Raw genomic sequence first — 17,996 nt, forward strand, 5'->3', positions numbered from 1 at the left:
TATGTCCTTCGAGCTGCTGGCCACCGATGGCCGTGCCCGCCGTGGCCGCCTGACGTTTCCGCGTGGCGTGGTGGAGACTCCGGCCTTCATGCCGGTCGGCACCTATGGCACGGTCAAGGGCATGTTGCCGCGCGACATCGAGGGCATCGGTGCGCAGATCATCCTGGGGAACACGTTCCACCTCTGGCTGCGCCCGGGTACCGAAGTGATCAAGCGCCATGGCGACCTGCACGACTTCATGCAGTGGCAGGGGCCGATCCTCACCGACTCCGGCGGTTTCCAGGTGTTCAGCCTGGGCGCCATGCGCAAGATCAAGGAGGAGGGCGTGTATTTCTCCTCGCCGGTGGACGGCGCCAAGGTGTTCATGGGGCCCGAGGAGTCGATGCAGGTGCAGCGTGACCTCGGTTCGGACATCGTGATGATCTTCGACGAGTGCACCCCCTATCCGGCTGACTTCGATACCGCCAAGCGTTCCATGGAGCTGTCGCTGCGCTGGGCCAAGCGTTCGAAGAATGCCCACGAGGGTAATCCGTCGGCACTGTTCGGCATCGTCCAGGGCGGCATGCACGAAGAGCTGCGCCTGCGCTCGCTGGAGGGGCTGATGGAAATCGGCTTCGACGGCCTGGCCATCGGCGGCCTGTCGGTCGGCGAGCCCAAGGAAGAGATGATCCGTGTGCTGGACTTCCTGCCGCCGCACCTGCCGACGGACAAGCCGCGCTACCTGATGGGGGTGGGCAAGCCGGAAGACCTGGTCGAGGGCGTGCGCCGTGGCGTGGACATGTTTGACTGCGTGATGCCGACCCGCAACGCGCGCAATGGCCACCTGTTCATCGACACCGGGGTCATCAAGATTCGCAATGCCGTGCACAAGCATGACGACTCGCCGCTGGATCCGGCCTGCGACTGCTACACCTGCAAGCACTTCTCCCGCGCCTACCTGCATCACCTGGACAAGTGCGGCGAAATGCTGGGCAGCATGCTCAATACCATCCACAACTTGCGCCATTATCAGCGCCTGATGGCTGGTTTGCGCGAGGCAATTCAACAGGGTACATTGGCCGCCTTTGTCGATGCCTTCTACGCCCGGCGCGGCCTGCCGACGCCGCCGCTGGAACCCTGACGGGATTGAAATCGACCGGGAAGCGCCCCACTAAGAGGTGTTCCCGCTCCCGCCGCCGTTCGCGGTCGGCCTCATCCAGCTTCAAGACCTTGCAATAGGAGTTTTCCATGAGCTTTCTGATTCCCGCCGCCTATGCCGACGCCGCTGCACCGGCCGCTGCCGCCGGTCCCGCCGGCAGTGGTTTCGAGTGGGTGTTCCTGATCGGCTTCCTGGTCATCTTCTATCTGATGATCTGGCGCCCCCAGGCCAAGCGCGCCAAAGAGCACAAGAACCTGCTCGGCAGCCTGCAGAAGGGCGACGAGGTGGTGACCAGCGGTGGCATCATCGGCAAGGTCACCAAGGTCACCGATGACTTCGTGGTGGTCGAAATCTCCGACAATGTCGAGCTGAAGTTCCAGAAGCAGGCCATTGCGGCGACTCTGCCGAAAGGCACGCTCAAATCCATCTAACGATTCTTCGTTCACCACTACGGGGCGCCTAAGGCGCCCCGTGTCATAACGGGCGGCGTCATGCTCAATAAATACCCCCTGTGGAAGTACCTGCTGATCCTGGCTGTGCTGGCGGTTGGCTTCATCTATTCCGCACCCAACCTGTACCCGGACGATCCGGCCATCCAGATCACCGGTGCCAGTTCCGCACTGGAGATCGGCCAGGCCGATCTGGATCGTGTCAGCCAGGCGCTGAAGGACGGCGGCATTGCCGTGAAGTCCGCCAACCTGGGGCAGAAGCAGGGCCAGGGCGCGCTGCTGCGCCTGACCAAGCAGGAAGACCAACTGCCGGCCAAGGAGCTGGTGCGCAAACTGCTGGGCGACGATTATGTGGTGGCCCTCAACCTGGCGCCGACCACGCCGCAGTGGCTGCGCAACCTGGGTGCCGGCCCGATGAAACTGGGTCTGGACCTTTCCGGTGGTGTGCACTTCCTGCTGGAAGTGGACATGGACAAGGCCATGGATGCCCGCCTCAAGGTCTACGAGAGCGAGGTCAAGAGCTTGCTGCGCAAGGAGCGTCTGCGCTACCGCAGCCTGCCGCAGCAGGATGGCGCCATTCAGCTGGGCTTCGCCGATGCCCAGGCCCTGGAGCAAGCCCAGGCGATCATTCGCAAGAATTTCAACGATTTCGAGCTGACCTCCTCTTCGCGTAACGAGCTGCAGGTGCTGCGTGTCGCGCTGACCGAGGCCAAGCGCGCGGAGATCCGCGAGTACTCGATCAAGCAGAACCTGACCACCGTGCGTAACCGGGTCAACGAGCTGGGCGTGGCCGAGCCGCTGGTGCAGCGTCAGGGCGCCAACCGCATCGTGGTCGAGCTGCCGGGCGTGCAGGACACTGCCGAGGCCAAGCGTATCCTCGGCAAGACCGCCAACCTGGAGTTCCGCCTGCAGGCCGAGCCGGATGCGGCGCGTGCCTCCACCGAGTCCTTCGAGTTCCGTGAGGCCGGTCGTCCGGCCGTGGCGCTGGAGCGCAGTCTGATCATTACCGGTGACCAAGTCACCGATGCCCAGGCCAGCTACGACGAGAACGGTCGTCCGCAGGTGAATATCCGCCTCGACGGCCACGGTGGCGAGCTTATGAACCGCGCCACCCGCAACAACGTCGGGCGCAGCATGGCGGTGATCTTCATCGAGCAGAAGCCGCTGACCCGCTACGTCAAGCAGGTGGTCGACGGCGTCGAGAAGGAAGTGGCAGTGCCCTCCTTCAAGGAAGAGAAGAAGATCATCAGCCTGGCCACCATCCAGTCCGCACTGGGCAGCCAGTTCCGCATCACTGGCCTCGACGGCCAGGGCGAGTCCTCCGAACTGGCGCTGTTGCTGCGTGCTGGTGGCCTGGCCGCGCCGATGTACTTCGCTGAGGAGCGCACCATCGGCCCGAGCCTGGGGGCCGACAACATCGCCAAGGGTGTCGACGCCTCCATCTGGGGCATGATCTTCGTATCGATCTTCATCATCGCCATCTACCGCTTCTTCGGTGTGCTGGCGACCGTGGCCCTGGGCTTCAACATGGTCCTGCTGCTGGCGCTGATGTCGGCGTTGAGCGCGACCCTGACCCTGCCGGGTATCGCCGGTATCGTCCTGACCATGGGTATGGCGGTGGACGCCAACGTGCTGATCTTCTCGCGGATACGCGAGGAGATCGCCAACGGCATGTCAGTGCAGCGCGCGATTCACGAAGGCTTCGATCGTGCCTATTCGGCGATCCTCGACGCCAACCTGACCACCCTGTTGGTCGGTGGCATTCTCTTCGCCATGGGTAGCGGCCCGGTCAAGGGCTTCGCCGTGACCATGTCGCTGGGTATCGTCACGTCGATGTTCACTGCCATCATGGTGACCCGTGCAATGGTCAACCTGATCTTCGGCGGTCGTGACTTCAAGAAGCTGTGGATCTAAGGGGCAGCCATGAAACTCGGAACTATCAATTTCATGGGTGTACGCAACTTCGCGTTCGCCCTGACCATGATCCTGACTCTGGTTGCCCTGGGTAGCTGGTTCTTCAAGGGCCTGAATTTTGGCCTCGATTTTACTGGCGGCAGCCAGATCGAGCTGAGTTACGAGCGTCCGGCCGACCTCGGCGAGGTGCGTGAGCAATTGGCTGCAGCTGGCTACGGCGATGCCGTGGTGCAGAACTTCGGCGCTACCACCGATGTGGTGGTGCGTCTGCAGGGCGATGATCCGCAGCTGGGCAGCAAGGTGGCTGCAGTGCTGCAGGCGGCCAACGGCGGCAACCCGCTGCAGGTGAAGAAGGTCGAGTACGTCGGTCCTGCGGTGGGCGAGGAATTGCGTGACCAGGGTGGCCTGGGCATGCTGCTGGCTCTCGGTGGCATCCTGATCTACGTGGCTTTCCGTTTCCAATGGAAGTTCGCGGTCGGTGCCATCGCATCGCTGGTGCATGATGTGGTGGTGACGCTGGGTATCCTCTCGTTCTTTCAGGTCACCTTCGATCTGACGGTGCTGGCGGCAGTCCTGGCGATCATCGGTTACTCGCTAAATGACACCATCGTGGTGTTCGACCGGGTGCGCGAGAACTTCCGCGTACTGCGCAAAGCCAGCCTGATTGAGAACATCAACATCTCGACCACGCAGACGCTGTTGCGCACCATGGCTACCTCGATCTCCACGCTGCTGGCGATCATCGCTTTGCTGGTGTTCGCAGGTGACAACCTGTGGGGCTTCTCCATCGCCCTGTTCGTCGGGGTGTTGGCGGGTACCTATTCGTCGATCTACATCGCCAATGTGGTGTTGATCTGGCTGAACCTGACAACCGAGGACCTTATTCCGCCGGTGGTCAGTGAAGAGGTGGATGAGCGTCCCTGATTGCTCTGGTGACGAACAAGGCCCGGCTTGCGCCGGGCCTTGTCGTTTCCGGGCTGTGACCTTGCTCCCATTTGTCGTGCTTGTTCGGGCGGGCCAGGAACTCGGCTGTTGTCGCTTTATCCAACGCTGGGTGAAGGGGCGAAAATACGCCTGCAGAGATGCCTTGAGGAGGGCCAGATGAACAAGTCAATGTTGGTGGGTGCGGTGCTGGGCGCTGTCGGCGTGACGGCCGGTGGTGCTGTGGCCACCTACAGCCTGGTCAGTGGTCCGCAGTATGCCGAAGTGCTGGCCGTGCAGCCGATCAAGGAGACCATCAAGACGCCGCGTGAGGTCTGCAAGGACGTGGCGGTAACCCGTCAGGCGCCGGTCAAGGACCAGCACCAGATCGCCGGGACCGCCATCGGTGCGGTGGTGGGTGGTCTGCTGGGTAACCAGGTCGGTGGTGGCAACGGCAAGAAGATCGCCACCGTGGCCGGTGCGGTGGGTGGTGGTTATGCGGGCAACAAGGTGCAGGAGGGCATGCAGGAGCGTGACACTTACACCACGACCGAAACCCGTTGCCACACCGTGACCGATACCAGTGAGAAGCTGGTCGGGTATGACGTGAAGTATCAGTTGGACGGCAAGATTGGTCAGGTGCGCATGGATCGCGATCCCGGCATGCAGATCCCGGTCAACGACCAGGGGCAGCTGGTGCTGGTGCAGCAGCCGGTTGCCCAGTAAGTTCGGCGCAATAAAAAACCGCCCCTCGGGGCGGTTTTTTACTGGAGCCGACTATCAGCGTTTCATCGACGGTGCGAGGTGCGGCTGGATGGCGGTCAGCACGGCTTTGAAGCACTTGGTGTTGCCGGCGACGATCTGGCCCTTTTCGAGGAAGTCATGGCCGCCGCTGAAGTCGCTGACCAGGCCGCCTGCTTCCTGGATCAGCAGGGCGCCTGCGGCCATGTCCCACTCGGACAGGCCGAACTCCCAGAAGGCGTCGTAGCGGCCGGAGGCAACATAGGCCAGGTCCAGGCTGGCGGCGCCGGCGCGGCGGATGCCGGCGGTCTGGCCGACCAGGCTGCGGAACATGCCCAGGTAGTTGTCCAGGTTGTCCACCTGCTCGGCGCGGAACGGAAAGCCGGTGCCCAGCAGGGCGCCGTCCAGGCTCTTGCGGTTGCTCACGCGGATGCGGCGGCCGTTGACGGCGGCACCGCGGCCACGGCTGGCGGTGAACTCTTCCTGGCGCACCGGGTCGAGCACCACGGCGTGCTCAAGGCGGCCGCGGTATTTGCAGGCGATGCTGACGGCGAAGTGCGGTACGCCGCGCAGGAAGTTGGTGGTGCCGTCCAGCGGGTCGATGATCCACTGGTAATCAGCGCCTTCGCCGCTGCCGGCGATGCTGCCACCTTCCTCGCCGAGGAAGCCATGGGTCGGATAGGCCTTCTGCAGCGCCTGGATGATGGTCTGCTCGGCGGCGCGATCGACTTCGCTCACGTAGTCGTGGGCATCTTTCTCGTTGACCGAGATGACGTCCAGGCGTTCGATGGAGCGGATGATCAGTTCGCCGGCACTGCGCGCAGCGCGCAGCGCGATATTCAGCATGGGCTGCATGGAAGGTTCACCTGGATCGTTAAAGAAGAAAGCCGGCCATTGTAGCAGACTAGCTTTTTATGTGCAGCCGGCTCGTCGCTGTGCATGGTATTGAGCTGGGGGCTTCTGTAACATTCATGGCCCTTTCGCATTTTTGAGCGGAGCTGGCGTTGCTGCAGAACATTCGCGTGGTGCTGGTCAATACCAGCCATCCCGGCAATATCGGTGGTGCCGCACGGGCCATGAAGAACATGGGCCTGTCGCGTCTGGTGCTGGTCGATCCGGAAGACTTTCCCAGTAGTGAGGCGGTGGCGCGTGCCTCCGGTGCTACCGACATCCTCGACAATGCCGTGGTCGTGGCCACCCTCGAAGAGGCGCTGGTCGGTTGCAGCGTGGCGCTGGGTACCAGTGCGCGCGACAGACGCATCCCCTGGCCGTTGCTCGATCCGCGCGAGTGTGCAACCACCGCGCTGCAGCACGTCGAGCAAGGTGGCGAGGTGGCGCTGGTGTTTGGTCGCGAGTACGCCGGCCTGACCAATGACGAGCTGCAGCGCTGCCAGTTCCACGTGCACATCCCGTCCAATCCCGAATTCAGCTCGTTGAATCTGGCTGCGGCAGTTCAGGTGCTGGCCTACGAGGTGCGCATGACCTGGCTGGCCGCCCAGGGGCAGCCGACCAAGATGAGCAAGCTGGAAACCACGGCGATGCTCAATACCCAGCCTGTGACCACGGATGAGCTGGAGCTGTTCTACGGTCATCTGGAGAGTACGCTGGTGGAAATCGGTTTCCTCGATCCGGCCAAGCCGCGCCACCTGATGTCCCGTCTGCGTCGTCTATATGGGCGTTCGGCCATCAGCAAGCTGGAAATGAATATCCTGCGCGGCATCCTGACCGAGACTCAGAAGGCGGTGCGCGGTGAGTCCCACAAGCGGAGCAAAGACGATGTTTGAGCGTGTGCGCGAGGATATTCAGAGCGTGTTTCATCGCGACCCGGCGGCGCGCAATGCCTTTGAGGTGGTGACCTGCTACCCCGGGCTGCACGCCGTGTGGCTGCATCGGGTGGCGCATGCGCTGTGGGTGCGTGGCTGGAAGTGGCTGGCGCGCCTGGTGTCCAACTTCGGGCGCTGGATGACCGGTATCGAGATCCATCCGGGGGCTAAGATCGGGCGGCGCTTCTTCATTGATCATGGCATGGGCATTGTCATTGGCGAGACCGCCGAGATCGGTGACGACGTCACTCTCTACCAGGGTGTGACGCTGGGTGGCACCAGCTGGAACAAGGGCAAGCGCCATCCGACGCTGGAAGATGGTGTGGTGGTCGGCGCCGGTGCCAAGGTGCTCGGTCCCTTCACGGTGGGGGCGGGTGCCAAGGTCGGCTCCAATGCTGTGGTCACCAAGGCGGTGCCGGCTGGCGCTACCGTGGTCGGTATTCCGGGGCGAATCATCGTCAAGAGTGACGATGAACAGGAGGCCAAGCGCCAGGCCATGGCCGAGAAGCTGGGGTTCGATGCCTACGGCGTCGGTCAGGACATGCCGGACCCGGTGGCGCGCGCCATCGGTCAATTGCTCGACCACCTGCATGCGGTGGATGGTCGTCTGGAGGGTATGTGCTCGGCGCTCAAGGCGCTGGGCAGCGACTACTGTGCCAAGGATCTGCCGGTCCTGCGCGACGAAGACTTCGCTGACGTCTGCAAGGAGTCGGGCGACAAGCCGGCTGCCTGAAGACGCATAGTCTGCTATCATTCGCACCCCGAGTTGCCGCTATACCTGACTAATTTTATCGGTCTTATAGTTGACCTAAATAGTCGGAAAAGGGGATACTAGTGGCAACTCAAGTTCATTCGCGGTGCAAACGCCATGCGTCTGACCACCAAAGGTCGCTACGCCGTCACAGCCATGCTCGATCTGGCGCTGCATGCCCAGAACGGCCCTGTGTCGCTGGCTGATATCTCCGAGCGGCAGGGTATTTCCCTGTCCTATCTGGAGCAGCTGTTCGCCAAGTTGCGCCGTGGCAACCTGGTCAGCAGTGTGCGCGGCCCCGGTGGCGGCTATCAGTTGTCGCGCGACATGCGGGTTATTCAAGTCGCTCAGGTGATCGACGCGGTCAACGAGTCGGTCGATGCTACTCGCTGCCAGGGTATGGGCGATTGTCACTCCGGCGATACCTGTCTGACCCACCACCTGTGGTGCGACCTCAGTCAGCAGATTCACGAATTCCTCAGCGGCATCAGCCTGGCTGATCTGGTGACCCGGCGCGAGGTGCAGGAAGTCGCCCTGCGTCAGGATCAGCGCCGTTGCAACGGCAGGATGCCGCAGCTGGACAAGATCGAAGCGTCCGCCATCGAGTGAGCAGGGCGCCTGCCTGAATAGGAGATACCTGATGAGATTGCCGATTTACCTCGACTATTCCGCCACCACCCCGGTTGACCCGCGCGTGGCGCAAAAGATGAGCGAGTGCCTGCTGGTGGATGGCAACTTTGGCAACCCGGCTTCGCGCTCCCATGTCTTCGGCTGGAAGGCCGAGGAAGCGGTCGAGAACGCCCGTCGCCAGGTCGCTGAGCTGGTCAATGCCGATCCGCGCGAGATTGTCTGGACCTCCGGTGCCACCGAGTCCAACAACTTGGCGATCAAGGGTGTTGCGCACTTCTACAGCACCAAGGGCAAGCACATCATCACCTCGAAGATCGAGCACAAGGCGGTGCTGGATACCTGTCGCCAGCTCGAGCGCGAAGGCTTCGAAGTGACCTACATCGAGCCGGGCGAAGACGGCCTGATCACGCCGGCCATGGTCGAGGCGGCGTTGCGCGAGGACACCGTGCTGGTGTCGGTCATGCACGTCAACAACGAGATTGGCACCATCAATGATATCGCCGCCATCGGTGAGCTGACCCGCTCCCGCGGTGTGCTGTTGCATGTCGATGCGGCGCAGTCCACCGGCAAGGTCGAGATCGATCTGGAGAAGCTCAAGGTCGATCTGATGTCCTTCTCCGCGCACAAGACTTACGGGCCGAAAGGCGTTGGTGCCCTTTACGTACGTCGCAAGCCGCGCGTGCGCCTGGAAGCGCAGACCCATGGTGGCGGCCACGAGCGTGGCATGCGCTCCGGTACCCTGGCCACGCACCAGTGCGTCGGCATGGGCGAAGCCTTCCGCATCGCCAAAGAGGAGATGGCGCAGGAGAACCAGCGCGTGCTGGCGCTGCGTGATCGCTTCTACAAGCAACTCGAGGGCATGGAGGAGCTGTACGTCAACGGCAGCCTGACCCAGCGCGTACCGCACAACCTCAACCTGAGCTTCAACTACGTCGAAGGCGAGTCGCTGATCATGGCGCTCAAGGACCTGGCGGTTTCCTCCGGTTCGGCCTGTACCTCTGCCTCGCTGGAGCCTTCCTATGTGCTGCGTGCTCTGGGTCGCAACGACGAACTGGCGCACAGCTCGATCCGTTTCACCTTCGGTCGCTTCACTACCGAGGAAGAAGTGGATTACGCGGCCGCCAAGGTGCAGGAGGCGGTGAGCAAGCTGCGTGAGCTGTCGCCGCTGTGGGACATGTTCAAAGAAGGCGTCGACATCTCCAAGGTCGAGTGGCAGGCACACTGATTTTCGAGTCGCCTGTAGAGCGGCACCTGATGAGAGAGGATTGGCAACATGGCATACAGTGAGAAGGTCATCGACCACTACGAAAATCCGCGTAACGTCGGCAAGCTCGACGCCGAGGATCCCAATGTCGGTACCGGCATGGTCGGTGCGCCGGCCTGCGGCGACGTCATGCGCCTGCAGATCAAGGTCAATGAGCAGGGCGTGATCGAAGATGCCAAGTTCAAGACCTATGGTTGCGGTTCGGCCATCGCCTCCAGCTCCCTCGCCACCGAGTGGATGAAGGGCAAGACCCTGGATGAGGCCGAGACCATCAAGAACACCCAGCTGGCCGAGGAGCTGGCCCTGCCGCCGGTGAAGATCCACTGCTCGGTGCTCGCCGAGGACGCCATCAAGGCGGCCGTGCGCGACTACAAGCAGAAGAAAGGTCTGCTCTGATCTCGAGGAGTCGCTATGGCCATCACCATGACTGAAGCCGCCGCCCGCCACGTGCAGCGTTCCCTGGATGGGCGCGGCAAGGGCGAGGGTATCCGCCTCGGCGTGCGTACCACCGGTTGCTCGGGCCTGGCCTACGTGCTGGAGTTCGTCGACGAAGTGGCGGGTGAGGATCAGGTGTTCGAGAGCTTTGGGGTCAAGGTGATCATCGACCCGAAGAGCCTGACCTACCTCGACGGCACCGAGCTGGACTTCGTGCGCGAAGGTCTCAACGAGGGCTTCAAGTTCAACAACCCCAACGTGCGCGGCGAGTGCGGTTGCGGCGAGAGCTTCAACGTCTAAGGCGGTTGTTGTGGGTAGTCCCTGTCATTTTGCGCTGTTCGAGCTGCAGCCCGCTTTTCTGGTGGATCAGGCGCAGCTGTCGGCGCGCTATCGAGAGCTGGCCAAGGCCGTGCACCCCGACCGGTTTGCCGACGCCAGCGATCGCGAGCAGCGCCTGGCGCTGGAGCAGTCGGCGCGCCTCAATGAGGCCTATCAGACCCTCAAGAGCGCACCGCGCCGTGCCCTCTATCTGCTGGCTCTTCGTGGTCGCGAGTTGCCGCTCGAGGTGACGGTGCAGGATCCCGAGTTCCTGCTGCAGCAGATGCGCTGGCGCGAGGAGCTGGAGGACCTGCAGGACAGTGCCGATCTGGCCGGCGTGGCGACCTTCAAGAAGCGCCTGAAAGTAGCTCAGGAGGAGCTGGATCAAGATTTTGCCGGCTGCTGGGATGACGCCGCGCGACGCGAAGAGGCCGAACGCCTGGTGCGTCGCATGCAGTTCCTCGACAAGCTGGCTCACGAAGTGCGCGACCTCGAAGAGCGCCTCGACGACTAACCGCGGCGCAGCTAACGCTGCGCGCCTGATGATCGGAATACCATGGCCCTACTGCAGATCGCCGAGCCCGGGCAAAGCCCGCAACCCCATCAGCGCCGCCTGGCCGTGGGCATCGACCTGGGTACCACCAATTCGCTGGTTGCTGCCGTGCGCAGCGGCCTGTCCGCGCCGCTGGCCGATGCGGCCGGGCGGGTGATCCTGCCGTCCGCCGTCCGCTACCACGCCGATCATGTCGAGGTGGGGCATGAGGCCAAGGCGGCCGCCGCGGTCGACCCGCTGAATACCGTGCTGTCGGTCAAGCGTCTGATGGGGCGCGGCGTCGAGGACATCAAGCAGCTTGGCGATCAGCTGCCCTATCGCTTCGCCGAGGGCGAGTCGCACATGCCGTTCATCGAGACGGTGCAGGGTGCCAAGAGCCCGGTCGAGGTTTCGGCCGAGATTCTCAAGACGCTGCGTCAGCGTGCCGAGGCCAGCCTGGGTGGCGAGTTGGTCGGTGCGGTGATCACCGTGCCCGCCTATTTCGACGATGCTCAGCGCCAGGCCACCAAGGATGCCGCGCGTCTCGCCGGGCTTAATGTTCTGCGGCTGCTCAACGAGCCTACCGCCGCTGCCGTGGCCTATGGCCTGGATAAAGGCACCGAGGGCGTGGTTGCCATCTATGACCTGGGCGGCGGAACCTTCGATATTTCCGTATTACGCCTGACCCGCGGTGTGTTCGAGGTGCTGGCCACCGGTGGTGACAGCGCCCTGGGTGGTGACGACTTCGATCACGCCATCGCCGGCTGGATCATCAAGCAGGCCGGGCTGTCCCAGGACCTCGATCCGGCGGCCCAGCGCCGCCTGCTGCAGGCTGCCTGCGCGGCCAAGGAAGCACTGACCGTCAGCGCGAGTGTCGTGGTCGAGTACGGCGCCTGGTCGGGCTCGCTCAGCCGTGAGCAGTTCGAGGCGCTGATCGAGCCGATGATTGCGCGCAGTCTCAAGGCTTGCCGCCGCGCCGTGCGCGATGCCGGCATCGAGGTCGAGGAAGTCGAGGCGGTAGTCATGGTGGGGGGATCGACCCGTGTGCCGCGCGTGCGCGAGGCAGTGGGTGAGCTGTTCGGTCGCGCGCCGCTGACCGATATCGATCCGGATCAGGTGGTGGCCATCGGTGCAGCGATCCAGGCCGACACGCTGGCCGGCAACCAGCGCGGCAATGGAGAAGAACTGCTGCTGCTCGATGTGATTCCGCTGTCCCTCGGGCTGGAAACCATGGGTGGCCTGATGGAGAAGGTGATTCCGCGCAACACCACGATTCCGGTGGCGCGGGCCCAGGACTTCACCACCTACAAGGACGGCCAGACGGCCATGGCCATCCAGGTGCTGCAGGGCGAGCGCGAGCTGGTCAAGGACTGTCGCTCGTTGGCGCGCTTTGAGCTGCGCGGCATTCCGCCGATGGTGGCTGGCGCGGCCAAGATCCGCGTGACTTTCCAGGTTGATGCCGATGGCCTGCTCAGTGTCGCTGCCCGCGAGTTGGGTTCCGGCGTGGAGGCGAGCATCCAGGTCAAGCCATCTTATGGCCTGACCGATGGCGAGATCGCGCGCATGCTGCAGGATTCTTTCAAAAATGCCGGCGACGACAAGGCTGCCCGAGTGCTGCGCGAGCAGCAGGTCGAGGCCGAGCGCCTGCTCGAGGCTGTGCAGGCGGCGCTGGATGTCGATGGTCAGCGCCTGCTCGACGAGGACGAGCGCCTGGCCATTGTTTCGACCATGGACGAACTGCGTGCCCTGGCTGCCGGCAATGACGCGTATGCCATCGAGCAGCAGATCAAGCGTCTGTCGCAGATCACCGATGCCTTCGCCGCGCGCCGAATGGACGCTACCGTCAAGGCGGCCCTGTCCGGGCGCCGACTCAACGAAATCGAGGACAACTGATGCCACAGGTCATTTTTCTGCCGCACGAGAAGTTCTGCCCTGAAGGCATGGTCGTAGAGGCCGAGCCCGGCACCTCCATCCTCGAGCTGGCGCATGCGCACCATATCGAGATGGAAAGTGCCTGTGGCGGGGTCTGTGCCTGCACCACCTGCCATTGCATCATTCGTGAAGGCTTCGATTCGCTGGAAGAGGCGGACGAACTGGAGGAAGACTTCCTCGATCGCGCCTGGGGGCTGGAGGCGCAGTCGCGCCTGGCCTGCCAGGCCAAGGTCGGTAACGAAGACCTGACGGTCGAGATTCCCAAGTACTCGCTCAACCACGCCGCCGAAGCGCCGCACTGATTCAAGGAGCCGTCATGAGCCTGAAATGGACCGATGTGCTGGATATCGCCATCGAACTGGCCGAGAGCAAGCCTGAAGTCGATCCGCGTTACGTCAACTTCGTCGATCTGCACCGCTGGGTGCTGGAATTGCCGGATTTTGCCGATGATCCGCAGCGTGGTGGCGAGAAGGTGCTGGAGGCCATTCAGGCCGCCTGGATCGAAGAGCTCGACTGATCGGTCCCGCCTCCTGGCGCTGCCCTACGCATTTCCCCCTAACCCGCGTATAATTCGCGGGTTTAATTTTTCGCTTTAACCCTCTGGAGCTTCACATGTCTGTTCAACGTACTTTCTCCATCATCAAGCCGGATGCCGTTGCCAAGAACGTCATCGGTGAAATCACCAGCCGTTTCGAGAAGGCCGGCCTGCGCGTCGTTGCCTCCAAGATGGTTCAGCTGTCCGAGCGCGAAGCCGCCGGTTTCTACGCCGAGCACAGCGAGCGCGGTTTCTTCAAGGATCTGGTGGCCTTCATGACTTCCGGTCCGGTCATCGTTCAGGTTCTGGAAGGCGAGAACGCCGTTCTGAAGAACCGTGAACTGATGGGCGCCACCAACCCTAAAGAAGCTGCTGCCGGCACCATCCGCGCTGACTTCGCCGTTTCCATCGACGAGAACGCCGTACACGGTTCCGACTCCGAGGCTTCTGCCGCTCGCGAGATCGCGTACTTCTTCTCCGCCACCGAGGTGTGCGCTCGCATTCGCTGATAGCGAACCGGCGAGGGTGAATCCATGACAGATGTAGCCAAGACCAACCTGCTGGGGCTGACCCAGCCCGAAATGGAAAGCTTCTTCGAGAGCATCGGGGAAAAGCGCTTCCGTGCCGGTCAGGTCATGAAGTGGATTCACCATTTTGGCGTCGAGGACTTCGACGCCATGAGCAATCTCGGCAAGGCCCTGCGCGAAAAGCTCAGTGCCTGCGCCGAGATTCGCGGCCCCGAAGTGGTCAGCCAGGACATCTCCGCCGACGGTACCCGCAAATGGGTGGTGCGCGTGGCGTCCGGCAGCTGCGTCGAGACCGTGTATATCCCGCAAGGCGGCCGTGGCACCCTCTGTGTGTCCTCGCAGGCCGGCTGTGCGCTGGATTGCAGTTTCTGTTCCACTGGCAAGCAGGGCTTCAACAGCGACCTGACTGCCGCGGAAATCATCGGCCAGGTGTGGATCGCCAATAAATCCTTCGGCACCGTACCGGCCAAGATCGACCGTGCCATCACCAACGTGGTGATGATGGGCATGGGCGAGCCCCTGCTGAATTTCGATAATGTCGTGCCGGCCATGCAGATCATGATGGACGATCTCGGCTACGGCATTTCCAAGCGCAAGGTGACCCTGTCTACCTCCGGCGTGGTGCCGATGATCGACAAGCTGGCGACTGTTACCGACGTGTCCCTGGCCCTGTCGTTGCACGCACCGAACGATGAGCTGCGCAACCAGCTGGTGCCGCTCAACAAGAAGTACCCGCTGGACGTGCTGCTGGCTTCCTGCCGCCGCTACATCGAGGGGCTGGGCGAGAAGCGCTTCCTGACCGTCGAGTACACGCTGCTCAAGGACGTCAACGACCAGCCCGAACACGCTGCGCAGATGATCGCACTTCTCAAGGATTTTCCTTGCAAGATCAATCTGATTCCGTTTAATCCCTTCCCCTTCTCCGGTTACGAACGGCCGAGCAACAACGCTATCCGTCGCTTCCAGGACCTGTTGCACAAGGCCGGCTTCAACGTCACCGTGCGTACCACGCGCGGTGATGACATCGACGCCGCTTGTGGGCAGTTGGTCGGTCAGGTACAGGACCGCACCCGTCGCAGCGAACGCTATATCGCCGTACGTCAGCTGGGTAGCGAGGCCGAAGAGCCGCGCACCGCCAACCGAAATTGAAGGGGAGGAACTCCATGATCTTGCGCCCTGCGCTCTATCTGTCTTTTGCCATTTTGCTGGTGGGGTGCGTCAGGACCGGCGGCTCGGTGGACCCTCTGAGCACCGAGGAAGGGCGTAACCAGGCGCGCGATGCCTATATCCAGCTCGGTATCGGTCATCTGCAGCAGGGTTCGACCGAGAAGGCCAAGGAGCCTCTGCGCAAGGCGCTGGAGCTCGATTCATCGAGTGCGGAGGCTTACTCCGCGCTGGCCGTTGTCTACCAGTACGAACTGGAGCCCAAGCTTGCTGATGAAAGCTATCGCAAGGCCATTTCGCTGAGCGATGGTGAGACACGCATACTGAACAACTATGGTGGCTTCCTCTTCGAGCAAAAACGCTACAAGGAAGCCTACGCCCAGTATCTGAAGGCATCCGAGGACACACTCTACTCCGAGCGCTCCCGGGTCTTCGAGAACCTTGGCCTGACGGCGCTGCAATTGGGCAAGCGCGAAGAAGCCAAGCAGCATTTCGAAAAGGCGCTGCGCCTCAATAGCCAGCGGCCCACCTCGCTGCTGCAGATGGCGCAACTCTCCTTCGAAGACAAGAATTATGTGGCTGCACGCAGCTACTATGCCGGCTTCAGCCAGCAGGCGCGGCAGACGCCGCAGAGCCTGCTGCTTGGCATCCGCCTGGCGCGTGTCTTCGAGGACAGAGACCAGGCAGCTAGCCTGGGTCTGCAGCTCAAGCGTCTCTACCCGGGTACGCCCGAATATCAGCAATACCTGTCGGAGCAGTGATGAAAGCCTCGCATCCTGAAGTTGCCGCCGCGCACCGGGTCAATCCCGGGGAGACGCTGCGCAAGGTACGCGAAAGCAAGAACCTGGCCCTGAACGATGTCGCCGTGCAGCTCAATCTGACGGCCATGGCGCTGCGTAATCTGGAGGCAGGGGCCTTCGAGCAACTGCCGGGGCATACCTTTGCCCGCGGTTACGTGCGTGCCTATGCCAAGTTGATGGGCATGGACGGCGATCGGCTGGTCCTGGAGTTCGACCAGTTCACCGGGACCGATGCCAGCGGCAGCAGCGTGGCGAGCCTGGCGCGCATCGAAGAGCCGGCCCGGGTATCGCAGAGCCTGCTCAAGGTGTTCAGCGTCGTGGCGCTGGTCGCCCTGGGCGGCGCCGGCTTCTTCTGGTGGCAGGATCAGAGCCAGCGCCTGACCGACTCGGGAGCTGACGCCGGGATGGAGCACATTGAAGTGGAGACCGCCGACGGCACCACCGAGATTCATCCCTTGGACGAGCCGGAAGACCAGGCCGTCGTCGAGGCGCAGGTCGAAGCTCCGCTGGAGCCGGCGCCCGTTACCGCTGATCCGGCGCCGACCGAAGTGGCGCCATCCACTGCAATTACGCAGAGCGCACCGTCTGACCCGCAAGTTCCTGCGGCTCCGGGTGCTGTCGTGCCAGCTGAAGCCGGTGCGGTAGCGCCTGCCGCGCAAACCGCTGCACCTGTGGTCAACCCGCCGGCTCAGTCTCCGGCTCCGGTCGTCGCTGAAACCCCGGCCCCCGCGGCTCCGGTCGCTCCGGCTGCCGGTGAGGCGCTGGTCAATCTGCAATTTACCGCCGACTGCTGGACCCAGCTCACCGATGCCGATGGCAAGGTGCTGCTCAGTGCCCTGAAGCGCCGTGGCGACAGTGTCGAACTGGTCGGCAAGGCTCCGCTGGAGCTGCGCCTCGGTTACGCCCGCGGCGCCGTGGTACTGGTCAACGGCCAGTCGGTCGATGTCGCTTCCTCCACCCACGGTGAGACCGCCCGCCTCAAACTGGGGCAGTGAGCCAGAACATGCATTGCGAATCCCCCATCAAGCGTCGCCCGTCCCGCAAGATCTGGGTCGGCTCGGTACCGGTCGGCGGTGATGCGCCGATCGCCGTGCAGAGCATGACCAATACCGAAACCTGCGACGTCGAGGCCACCGTTGGCCAGATTCGTCGTCTGGAAGACGCCGGCGCCGATATCGTGCGCGTCTCGGTACCGTCCATGGAGGCGGCCGAGGCCTTTGGCCGGATCAAGCAGCAGGTGCGCGTACCGCTGGTTGCCGACATCCATTTCGACTACCAGATCGCCCTGCGTGTGGCCGAGCTGGGTGTCGACTGCCTGCGTATCAATCCGGGCAATATCGGCCGGGAAGACCGCGTCAAGGCGGTGGTCGAGGCTGCGCGTGACAAGGGCATTCCGATCCGCATCGGCGTCAATGCCGGTTCGCTGGAGAAGGACCTGCAGAAGAAATACGGCGAGCCGACGCCTGAGGCGTTGGTCGAGTCGGCGCTGCGCCATGTCGAGCACCTCGATCGCCTGAACTTCCCCGACTTCAAGGTCAGTGTGAAGGCATCCGACGTGTTCATGGCTGTCGCCGCGTACCGCCTGCTGGCCAAGCAGATCGAGCAGCCGCTGCACCTGGGCATTACCGAGGCTGGTGGCCTGCGCTCCGGTACCGTGAAGTCGGCAGTGGGCTTGGGCATGCTGTTGGCCGAGGGTATCGGCGACACCATCCGCATTTCCCTGGCCGCCGATCCGGTGGAGGAGATCAAGGTCGGTTACGACATCCTCAAGTCCCTGCGCTTGCGCTCGCGTGGCATCAACTTCATCGCCTGTCCGAGCTGCTCGCGGCAGAACTTCGATGTGGTCAAGACCATGAACGAACTGGAGCAGCGGGTCGAGGATCTGCTGGTGCCGCTCGACGTTGCCGTGATCGGCTGCGTGGTCAATGGCCCCGGCGAGGCCAAGGAGGCGCACATCGGCCTTACCGGTGGCACGCCGAACAACCTGGTCTATATCGACGGCGCTCCGGCTTCGAAGCTGACCAACGACAACCTGGTGGATGAGCTGGAAAAGCTGATCCGCCGCAAGGCGGCCGAGAAGGCCGAGGCCGACGCGGCTGTGATCGCCCGCGGCTGATAAGGA

General features: G+C 63.0%; 21 protein-coding genes. 20 read left to right on the forward strand and 1 reads right to left on the reverse strand.

From position 1 onward, the window contains the following. Position 1: 1 nt before the first annotated feature. From tgt to ACOAPY_RS05325, 5 genes are all read left to right on the forward strand, one after another. The gene (gene tgt, locus ACOAPY_RS05305; protein ID WP_203792348.1) at positions 2-1,120 is read left to right on the forward strand and encodes a tRNA guanosine(34) transglycosylase Tgt; all 1,119 of its coding nucleotides are present in this window, start codon (positions 2-4) and stop codon (positions 1,118-1,120) included. A gap of 107 nt (positions 1,121-1,227) precedes the next feature. Then, the gene (yajC, locus tag ACOAPY_RS05310; protein ID WP_076425896.1) at positions 1,228-1,569 is read left to right on the forward strand and encodes a preprotein translocase subunit YajC; all 342 of its coding nucleotides are present in this window, start codon (positions 1,228-1,230) and stop codon (positions 1,567-1,569) included. 60 nt (positions 1,570-1,629) lie between these two features. Continuing rightward, positions 1,630-3,501 (forward strand): protein translocase subunit SecD, encoded by a 1,872-nt coding sequence (secD, locus tag ACOAPY_RS05315; protein WP_465155429.1) that lies wholly within the window; start codon positions 1,630-1,632, stop codon positions 3,499-3,501. Between the two features lie 9 nt (positions 3,502-3,510). Then, entirely contained in the window at positions 3,511-4,425 is a 915-nt protein-coding gene (gene secF, locus ACOAPY_RS05320) for a protein translocase subunit SecF (RefSeq protein WP_465155431.1), read from the forward strand. 177 nt (positions 4,426-4,602) lie between these two features. Further along, positions 4,603-5,148, forward strand: coding sequence for a glycine zipper 2TM domain-containing protein (locus ACOAPY_RS05325; RefSeq protein ID WP_076580577.1), 546 nt, complete (start codon positions 4,603-4,605; stop codon positions 5,146-5,148). Between the two features lie 54 nt (positions 5,149-5,202). On the opposite strand, the gene suhB is transcribed toward ACOAPY_RS05325, so the two are convergent. Then, complete coding sequence (suhB, locus tag ACOAPY_RS05330; RefSeq protein ID WP_465155433.1) at positions 5,203-6,018, reverse strand: type III secretion system regulator SuhB; 816 nt, start codon at positions 6,016-6,018, stop codon at positions 5,203-5,205. 149 nt (positions 6,019-6,167) lie between these two features. Between suhB and trmJ the strand changes: the two genes are divergently transcribed. The 15 genes from trmJ (at position 6,168) to ispG (ending at position 17,990) form a co-directional block, all read left to right on the forward strand. After that, a complete protein-coding gene (gene trmJ / locus ACOAPY_RS05335) occupies positions 6,168-6,947 on the forward strand; it encodes a tRNA (cytosine(32)/uridine(32)-2'-O)-methyltransferase TrmJ (protein ID WP_465155435.1) in 780 nt (259 codons plus the stop codon). Further along, positions 6,940-7,719, forward strand: coding sequence for a serine O-acetyltransferase (gene cysE / locus ACOAPY_RS05340; RefSeq protein ID WP_465155437.1), 780 nt, complete (start codon positions 6,940-6,942; stop codon positions 7,717-7,719). The genes trmJ and cysE overlap by 8 nt, the downstream gene beginning before the upstream one ends. A gap of 135 nt (positions 7,720-7,854) precedes the next feature. Next, positions 7,855-8,346 (forward strand): Fe-S cluster assembly transcriptional regulator IscR, encoded by a 492-nt coding sequence (gene iscR, locus ACOAPY_RS05345; protein ID WP_465155439.1) that lies wholly within the window; start codon positions 7,855-7,857, stop codon positions 8,344-8,346. A gap of 31 nt (positions 8,347-8,377) precedes the next feature. Further along, the gene (locus ACOAPY_RS05350) at positions 8,378-9,592 is read left to right on the forward strand and encodes an IscS subfamily cysteine desulfurase (RefSeq protein WP_076580582.1); all 1,215 of its coding nucleotides are present in this window, start codon (positions 8,378-8,380) and stop codon (positions 9,590-9,592) included. Between the two features lie 48 nt (positions 9,593-9,640). After that, positions 9,641-10,027: a Fe-S cluster assembly scaffold IscU gene (gene iscU, locus ACOAPY_RS05355; RefSeq protein WP_021700354.1), complete on the forward strand. Its 387-nt coding sequence runs from the start codon at positions 9,641-9,643 to the stop codon at positions 10,025-10,027. Positions 10,028-10,042: 15 nt separating this feature from the next. Continuing rightward, a complete protein-coding gene (gene iscA, locus ACOAPY_RS05360) occupies positions 10,043-10,366 on the forward strand; it encodes an iron-sulfur cluster assembly protein IscA (protein ID WP_465155441.1) in 324 nt (107 codons plus the stop codon). Between the two features lie 10 nt (positions 10,367-10,376). Further along, on the forward strand, positions 10,377-10,898 hold the full coding sequence (gene hscB / locus ACOAPY_RS05365) for a co-chaperone HscB (RefSeq protein WP_465155443.1): 522 nt from the start codon (positions 10,377-10,379) through the stop codon (positions 10,896-10,898). A gap of 42 nt (positions 10,899-10,940) precedes the next feature. Continuing rightward, complete coding sequence (hscA, locus tag ACOAPY_RS05370; RefSeq protein ID WP_465155445.1) at positions 10,941-12,809, forward strand: Fe-S protein assembly chaperone HscA; 1,869 nt, start codon at positions 10,941-10,943, stop codon at positions 12,807-12,809. Continuing rightward, positions 12,809-13,150 carry an ISC system 2Fe-2S type ferredoxin gene (gene fdx / locus ACOAPY_RS05375; RefSeq protein ID WP_330099080.1) on the forward strand — a complete coding sequence of 114 codons (342 nt, stop codon included), beginning with the start codon at positions 12,809-12,811 and terminating at the stop codon, positions 13,148-13,150. The genes hscA and fdx overlap by 1 nt, the downstream gene beginning before the upstream one ends. A gap of 14 nt (positions 13,151-13,164) precedes the next feature. Beyond that, entirely contained in the window at positions 13,165-13,365 is a 201-nt protein-coding gene (gene iscX / locus ACOAPY_RS05380) for a Fe-S cluster assembly protein IscX (RefSeq protein WP_142136667.1), read from the forward strand. A 95-nt stretch (positions 13,366-13,460) separates the two neighbouring features. After that, entirely contained in the window at positions 13,461-13,892 is a 432-nt protein-coding gene (gene ndk / locus ACOAPY_RS05385; protein WP_021700348.1) for a nucleoside-diphosphate kinase, read from the forward strand. A gap of 24 nt (positions 13,893-13,916) precedes the next feature. Continuing rightward, positions 13,917-15,059 (forward strand): dual-specificity RNA methyltransferase RlmN, encoded by a 1,143-nt coding sequence (gene rlmN, locus ACOAPY_RS05390; RefSeq protein ID WP_021700347.1) that lies wholly within the window; start codon positions 13,917-13,919, stop codon positions 15,057-15,059. Between the two features lie 14 nt (positions 15,060-15,073). Continuing rightward, on the forward strand, positions 15,074-15,835 hold the full coding sequence (pilW, locus tag ACOAPY_RS05395; protein ID WP_465155447.1) for a type IV pilus biogenesis/stability protein PilW: 762 nt from the start codon (positions 15,074-15,076) through the stop codon (positions 15,833-15,835). Then, positions 15,835-16,869 (forward strand): RodZ domain-containing protein, encoded by a 1,035-nt coding sequence (locus tag ACOAPY_RS05400; protein WP_465155449.1) that lies wholly within the window; start codon positions 15,835-15,837, stop codon positions 16,867-16,869. Before pilW ends, ACOAPY_RS05400 begins: the two co-directional genes overlap by 1 nt. Positions 16,870-16,877: 8 nt before the next feature. Further along, on the forward strand, positions 16,878-17,990 hold the full coding sequence (gene ispG / locus ACOAPY_RS05405) for a flavodoxin-dependent (E)-4-hydroxy-3-methylbut-2-enyl-diphosphate synthase (protein WP_465155451.1): 1,113 nt from the start codon (positions 16,878-16,880) through the stop codon (positions 17,988-17,990). Positions 17,991-17,996: the final 6 nt, after the last annotated feature.

This window comes from Pseudomonas stagnisoli (assembly GCF_048595745.1).
Classification (GTDB): Bacteria; Pseudomonadota; Gammaproteobacteria; order Pseudomonadales; family Pseudomonadaceae; genus Aquipseudomonas; species Aquipseudomonas alcaligenes_A.

Bases quoted from the DNA above. Each gene is read 5' to 3' on its own strand.
- tgt (WP_203792348.1), top strand. From the start codon at position 2: ATGTCCTTCGAGCTGCTGGCCACCGATGGCCGTGCCCGCCGTGGCCGC.
- yajC (WP_076425896.1), top strand. From the start codon at position 1,228: ATGAGCTTTCTGATTCCCGCCGCCTATGCCGACGCCGCTGCACCGGCC.
- secD (WP_465155429.1), top strand. From the start codon at position 1,630: ATGCTCAATAAATACCCCCTGTGGAAGTACCTGCTGATCCTGGCTGTG.
- secF (WP_465155431.1), top strand. From the start codon at position 3,511: ATGAAACTCGGAACTATCAATTTCATGGGTGTACGCAACTTCGCGTTC.
- ACOAPY_RS05325 (WP_076580577.1), top strand. From the start codon at position 4,603: ATGAACAAGTCAATGTTGGTGGGTGCGGTGCTGGGCGCTGTCGGCGTG.
- suhB (WP_465155433.1), bottom strand. From the start codon at position 6,018: ATGCAGCCCATGCTGAATATCGCGCTGCGCGCTGCGCGCAGTGCCGGC.
- cysE (WP_465155437.1), top strand. From the start codon at position 6,940: ATGTTTGAGCGTGTGCGCGAGGATATTCAGAGCGTGTTTCATCGCGAC.
- iscR (WP_465155439.1), top strand. From the start codon at position 7,855: ATGCGTCTGACCACCAAAGGTCGCTACGCCGTCACAGCCATGCTCGAT.
- ACOAPY_RS05350 (WP_076580582.1), top strand. From the start codon at position 8,378: ATGAGATTGCCGATTTACCTCGACTATTCCGCCACCACCCCGGTTGAC.
- iscU (WP_021700354.1), top strand. From the start codon at position 9,641: ATGGCATACAGTGAGAAGGTCATCGACCACTACGAAAATCCGCGTAAC.
- iscA (WP_465155441.1), top strand. From the start codon at position 10,043: ATGGCCATCACCATGACTGAAGCCGCCGCCCGCCACGTGCAGCGTTCC.
- hscA (WP_465155445.1), top strand. From the start codon at position 10,941: ATGGCCCTACTGCAGATCGCCGAGCCCGGGCAAAGCCCGCAACCCCAT.
- fdx (WP_330099080.1), top strand. From the start codon at position 12,809: ATGCCACAGGTCATTTTTCTGCCGCACGAGAAGTTCTGCCCTGAAGGC.
- iscX (WP_142136667.1), top strand. From the start codon at position 13,165: ATGAGCCTGAAATGGACCGATGTGCTGGATATCGCCATCGAACTGGCC.
- ndk (WP_021700348.1), top strand. From the start codon at position 13,461: ATGTCTGTTCAACGTACTTTCTCCATCATCAAGCCGGATGCCGTTGCC.
- rlmN (WP_021700347.1), top strand. From the start codon at position 13,917: ATGACAGATGTAGCCAAGACCAACCTGCTGGGGCTGACCCAGCCCGAA.
- pilW (WP_465155447.1), top strand. From the start codon at position 15,074: ATGATCTTGCGCCCTGCGCTCTATCTGTCTTTTGCCATTTTGCTGGTG.
- ACOAPY_RS05400 (WP_465155449.1), top strand. From the start codon at position 15,835: ATGAAAGCCTCGCATCCTGAAGTTGCCGCCGCGCACCGGGTCAATCCC.
- ispG (WP_465155451.1), top strand. From the start codon at position 16,878: ATGCATTGCGAATCCCCCATCAAGCGTCGCCCGTCCCGCAAGATCTGG.